At 74.7% G+C, this 2644-nt stretch carries 3 protein-coding genes; 2 read left to right on the top strand and 1 reads right to left on the bottom strand.

All coding sequences use genetic code 11. The features are described from left to right. Nucleotides 1–617, bottom strand: a 617-nt coding sequence (locus tag PLP61_RS16395) for a PucR family transcriptional regulator ligand-binding domain-containing protein (RefSeq protein WP_324503834.1), incomplete at its 3' end; no start/stop codon positions are given. Between the two features lie 95 nt (nucleotides 618–712). On the opposite strand from PLP61_RS16395, the gene gabT reads away from it, so the two are divergent. Next, the gene (gabT, locus tag PLP61_RS16390) at nucleotides 713–2056 is read left to right on the top strand and encodes a 4-aminobutyrate--2-oxoglutarate transaminase (protein WP_324503833.1); all 1344 of its coding nucleotides are present in this window, start codon (nucleotides 713–715) and stop codon (nucleotides 2054–2056) included. Then, nucleotides 2053–2592 (top strand): aldehyde dehydrogenase family protein, encoded by a 540-nt coding sequence (locus tag PLP61_RS16385; RefSeq protein WP_324503832.1) that lies wholly within the window; start codon nucleotides 2053–2055, stop codon nucleotides 2590–2592. Before gabT ends, PLP61_RS16385 begins: the two co-directional genes overlap by 4 nt. The last annotated feature ends 52 nt before the right edge of the window (nucleotides 2593–2644 follow it).

Genomic DNA, 2644 nt, shown 5'->3' with positions numbered 1-2644 from the left:
CGCCCCCGGGTCTCCGCAGCCACCGCCGCGATCGTGGGCGGACGGCTGCCCGCGCGGGCGAGCACGCCCAGGTCCGGGTCGAGCACCAGCACCCCGCCTCCCAGGGCTCGCGCCAGAGACGTCGCCACCGCCGGGGCCCCGCCGCGCAACGCGTCGCGGGTGAGCTGCTGCTGGGTCGCCAGCGCCTCCTGCAGCCGCTGGCGGCGCTGCTCGCCGAGCCGGTCCGAGACCGCCTGGACCACGCCGAGGAACGGCGTCGGCAGCGGCACCTCCACCAGCGGCAGCCCCAGGTCCCGACAGGCCTCCTGGACCCCGGGCGGCACGCTGGCGAAGCGGAACCCGGTCCCGAAGCCCAGTGCCCGGGCGCCCGCGGCGACCAGCCGGGCGACGTACGCCGCCTGCCCGGCGCGGCTGCGCGGCAGCCTGAGCCCGGTGGTGAGCACCAGACCGGCGCCGCGCAGCCACGGGCTCGGGTCCTCGAGCTCGATCGCGTGTGCCCAGGACAGGGCCGGGTCGCCGTCGGTCAGGTGCAGGGGGCGCAGACCCAGCTCCGGGCGGGCCAGCAGCCAGCGGAGACCGACCGTCCCCTCACCGGTCGGAGTGGACGGAGTGTCCATCAGATCGCTCTCCACTGGACCAACTGTACAGAGCGCCGAGGCTCCTCCCGGCCTAGCGTGGTACCTGACGTCCGCCGCCGACCCGAGGAGCCTGCATGACCGTCGAGACCGCACCCGCCACCGGCCGGCTGCTGCGCACCGAGATCCCCGGCCCGCGCTCGCGCGAGCTCCACGCCGCGAGGGAGAAGGCGCTCCCGCGCGGCTTCGGGGTGGTGCTGCCGGTGTTCGTCGACCACGTCGACGGGGCGCTGCTCGTCGACGTCGACGGCAACCGCCTGGTCGACCTCGCCTCCGGGATCGCGGTCACCAGCGTCGGCGCCGCCGCACCCGAGGTGGCCCGGGCGGTCGCCGAGCAGGCCGCCAGGTTCACCCACACCTGCTTCATGGTGACCGAGTACGACGGTTTCGTCGGCGTGGCCGAGGCGCTCAACCGGCTCACCCCCGGTGACCACGAGAAGCGCACCGCGCTGTTCACCACCGGGGCGGAGGCCGTGGAGAACGCCGTGAAGATCGCGCGCGCCCACACCAGGCGGCCGGCGGTCGTGGTGCTCGACCACGCCTACCACGGCCGGACCCTGATGACGATGACGATGACGGCCAAGAACGTCCCCTACAAGGAGGGCTTCGGCCCCTTCGCCAGCGAGGTCTACCGCACGCCCACGGCGTACCCGTTCCGCTGGCCGGGCGGCCCCGAGCACGCGGCGCAGGAGGCGCTGGCCGCGCTCGAGGAGATGATCCTCACCCAGATCGGCGCCCACAACGTGGCCTGCATCGTGGCCGAGCCGATCCAGGGTGAGGGTGGCTTCATCGTGCCCGCCGACGGCTTCCTGCCCGGGGTGCAGGAGTTCGCGCGCAAGCACGGGATCGTGTTCGTCGCCGACGAGATCCAGAGCGGCTTCGGCCGCACGGGCGCGATGTTCGCCTGTGAGCACGAGGGCCTGGTCCCGGACCTGATCACCACGGCCAAGGCGCTGGGCGGGGGGATGCCGGTCTCCGCGGTGACCGGGCGCGCGGAGATCATGGACGCGGTCGACCCCGGCGGCCTCGGTGGGACCTACGCCGGCAACCCGGTCGCGTGCGCCGCCGCCCTGGCCGCGATCGAGCTGATCGAGAGCCGCGACCTGGTCGGCCGGGCCCGCGCCATCGAGGAGCTGGCGCTGCCCCGGCTCACCGGGCTCGCCGAGTCCTCGGCGTACGTCGGCGAGGCCCGCGGCCGGGGGGCGATGCTCGCGCTGGAGTTCGTGCAGCCGGGCGGGATCGTGCCCAACCCCGACGCGGCCAAGGCCGTGGCGGCGTACGCCAACGCCCGTGGCGTCCTCACCCTCACCTGTGGCACCTTCGGGAACGTGATCCGGCTGCTTCCGCCCCTCGTCATCACCGACGAGCAGCTCAACGACGCCCTGGACGTCCTGGCCGAGGGCGTGGCGGACCTCGGATGAGCGCCGACACCAGCTACGACGCGCGGACCGGCGCGGTCGTCGGTCACCTCGAGGTGAGCACGCCCCACGAGGTGACCGAGACGGTGCACCGCGCCGCAGCCGCGGCGGCCGCGGTGGCCGCCGCGACGCCGGGTGAGCGCGCAGGCTGGCTGAACGCGCTGGCCGACGCCCTGGTCGAGGAGGGGACGGCCGGGGAGCTGGTCGCCACCGCCGACCGGGAGACGGCCCTCGGGGAGACCAGGCTGTCGGGCGAGCTGGCCCGCACCGCCCAGCAGCTGCGGTTCTACGCCGACGTCGCCGCGGAGGGCTCCTGGCTCGCGGCGACCATCGACCACGCGCGCGACGCAGCCCCCGACCTGCGCCGGCTCCGGGTCCCGCTCGGCCCGGTGGCGGTCCTCGGTGCCAGCAACTTCCCCTTCGCCTTCGGCACGCTCGGCCACGACACCGCCTCGGCGCTGGCAGCCGGCTGCCCGGTGGTCGCCAGTCGCAATGCATGGATCAGTGTACCCGTTTGCTCCCCGGTCAGTTCGCAATAGGCCTGCAGCGCGGCCTCCAGCGCCGGAACGGTGAACGGCTCGGCACTGGCGA

Origin of the sequence: Nocardioides sp. (assembly GCF_035429765.1) — a bacterium.
In the GTDB taxonomy this organism is placed as follows: domain Bacteria; phylum Actinomycetota; class Actinomycetes; order Propionibacteriales; family Nocardioidaceae; genus Nocardioides.
Note: the sequence above shows the minus strand (reverse complement) of the source record. Positions and strands in the feature narration are given on the sequence as shown.

Bases quoted from the DNA above. Each gene is read 5' to 3' on its own strand.
- gabT (WP_324503833.1), top strand. From the start codon at position 713: ATGACCGTCGAGACCGCACCCGCCACCGGCCGGCTGCTGCGCACCGAG.
- PLP61_RS16385 (WP_324503832.1), top strand. From the start codon at position 2,053: ATGAGCGCCGACACCAGCTACGACGCGCGGACCGGCGCGGTCGTCGGT.